Below are 2,762 nucleotides of genomic sequence, written 5' to 3'. Positions count from 1 at the left end.
CAACTCCCCCTACTCCCCCTACTCCCTACTCCCTACTCCCCTGCCTTCATAACGACGGGATATTTTTTTATTTGGAAGTCTCTTAAAGCAATGGTGAACTGTGGTGGAATTTAATCAGCAACTTTTGGTAGATAGCTTAAAAGCAAAATATAAGCATCAAGATTTACCATTTTCTCTACATATTTTTAACACCTTATCCTCCACAAATCAAACCCTGTGGCAACTAATTGACCAAGGAGAAAAACCCGGCTCTGTAGTTATTGCCACCCAGCAAACCGCCGGCAGAGGGCAATGGGGTCGAGAATGGCAGTCTCCTAAGGGTGGTTTATATCTTTCAATGGCAATAGCTCCTAATTTGGCAGCTACCAGCAGTTATCAACTTACCTTGGCTAGTGCTTGGGGAATTACAGCACAATTAAGAAAATGTGGTATACCTGTGGGCATAAAATGGCCAAATGATTTAGTATTAGATGGTCGCAAGTTAGGCGGCATTTTAACTGAAACCAAGGTCAATCAAGGACAAATCACTCAAGCTATGATTGGTGTGGGGATTAATTGGGCAAATCAAGTCCCAGAAACTGGAATCAATCTGCAATTATGGCAAAATTCCCAGCATTGTCAGATGATTGATCACCTAGAAATCCTCACCTCACAGGTTTTAATAGGAATTAAGTCCGGTATAGAGTGTCTACAGACAGAAGGAATAAACATACTTTTGTCTCACTACCTTGATTTACTTATAAATATGGGTGATCAGGTTTATGTCAATAATTTTTTAGGTAAAGTAGTTGGCGTGACTCAAGAAGGTAATCTGCGTTTAAAAATGACAACTGATGATGCAAAAGCAGCTTTAACACCAGAAATTTCTGTCCAACCGGGTACAATTAGCTTGGGTTATCGTCAAACTTAATTAAGGCTGGTAATGGGTCATTGGTGAGTAGTTTTCTGTTTTAATCCTGTAAATCCTTTAATCTTGGACATCTTAATTCAGACAAAGTATGAGGATTGGATTTTGTCTGTTGTTCGTTTGTAACTTCTTATTCACCACTGACCACTGACGAATGACGAATATTGATTATTTAACCTTTATTACACACAACAAAAGAGAAAAAATGACGCAGCACCATAAATCTGCCCATAAAAACTTTTACTACGGCGGTACAAGTAAACGCTTTGCTTCTAGATTGCCAGCACAAGGTATCTGTTTATTAAGTAGCTTCAGTCTTCTTAGTGGCGGGTTTGTAACTGCTCAGTCTGACACTTCCTCAATAGACAATATTGTTCCTACTATTGAGAATTCTCAACCAACAGCAGTCACAAATCCAGTTCAGAAAGAAGCTGGTATTCCTGAAATAGCGAAGCCACAACCAGATTTTTCTGTCCGCCGAGTTAATCTAAAAAAGAGGCTAAATAGCAAAGATGTTACCAAGGGAGAAGAAGAAGAAGATACTCAACCTACTGCTAGTGTGAGAATTTCTAAACCCAAGGGAGAAAATACTCAACCTACTGCTAGTGTGAGAATTTCTAAACCCAAGGGAGAAAATACTCAACCTACTGCTAGTGTGAGTGAAGTTGATTCTGTCATTAAAAAACTGCCAGAACTCCCTCAACAAGCTAATAATTCTCAAGACACTGCTAAGGATACAGAGAATAAACCCAAGGATTACAACAACGCTTATATTGATACGAATGAGTACAAGAATGTAGGCGAAAGTAACTATGCACCGCCTAGTTCTGTAATAGTAACAGAACGTTCTAGCGGTTGTGGGGCAACGGTGTCTACCACTTGCGCTAAACCTCCACAAACTCCTGCTGTGGCTAAGTCTCAAGAATCATCACCAACTTGGCTGAAGAAAAGTGAAGTGGCGAAAGTAGTAAACGTCTCTAGGCAAAAACAAGTAAGCTGGAAGACTATAACTGCCAACAGTAATCAAAGTGAGAATGTGACTGAGGCTGTGGCTAGTAGTGTTAGCAAAATCAGTCAACCTCAAAATCAAAATAATTGGCGGATTTCCAGAAGTAATACCAGCAGTCATACAAAGGCTGCCTATCATGCTAATAACTTTATTCCTAGTCCTAGGGAATTTACCACGACCAAGGTTAGTTCTACCCCTATTGCTCCCCAGGTAGGTAGTTTACCTGCGCCAATGATAGAGGGTAATGTTGCTCCTCGTCCTAGTATGGTGTCTTATGACTTCTCTTTGGCATCAGTTTTGCCGTCAGTTCCTTATACTAATACACTGGCTTATCGTGGGGCTGGTGGCGGTTCGGGAATAGTTTTCCCGCTGTCGGTGGCTGCACCAATTACATCTTTATTTGGCTGGCGTGTTCATCCTATCACGGGCGATCGCCGTTTTCACGCTGGGACAGATTTAGGTGCGCCCACAGGAACACCAATTTTAGCAGCGGCTAAAGGTCAGGTAGAATCAGCTAACTCGTTAGGTGGTTATGGTTTAGCTGTAATCATTAATCACGGTTCTGCTCAACAAAGTCTCTACGGGCATATGTCGGAAATCTTTGTTCAACCTGGACAATGGGTAGAACCGGGAACTGTAATTGGTCTAGTTGGTAGCACTGGTAATTCTACAGGACCCCACCTACACTTTGAAATCCGTCACCTCACCCAAGATGGATGGGTGGCTGTTGACCCAGGCGTGCAATTACAAGGTGGTCTCAGCCAGTTGGCACAAGCTACAGCAGGGGTGAAAACAGCCCAGGCTCGGTAATTGGGCAGGGGGCAGGGAGTAGGGGGAGTAGGGGAG

The 2,762-nt window shown here is 42.4% G+C and carries 2 protein-coding genes; both read left to right on the top strand.

Features of this window, described 5'->3' with window-relative positions:
* The first annotated feature begins 103 nt into the window (after nucleotides 1-103).
* Nucleotides 104-910, top strand: coding sequence for a biotin--[acetyl-CoA-carboxylase] ligase (locus tag IQ228_RS24365; RefSeq protein WP_193964737.1), 807 nt, complete (start codon nucleotides 104-106; stop codon nucleotides 908-910).
* 202 nt (nucleotides 911-1,112) lie between these two features.
* Nucleotides 1,113-2,726 carry a M23 family metallopeptidase gene (locus IQ228_RS24360; RefSeq protein ID WP_193964736.1) on the top strand — a complete coding sequence of 538 codons (1,614 nt, stop codon included), beginning with the start codon at nucleotides 1,113-1,115 and terminating at the stop codon, nucleotides 2,724-2,726.
* Nucleotides 2,727-2,762: the final 36 nt, after the last annotated feature.

It is taken from the genome of Dolichospermum sp. LEGE 00246, assembly GCF_015207865.1.
Classification (GTDB): Bacteria; Cyanobacteriota; Cyanobacteriia; order Cyanobacteriales; family Nostocaceae; genus Dolichospermum; species Dolichospermum heterosporum.
This window is presented reverse-complemented; position numbering and strand designations above follow the sequence as displayed.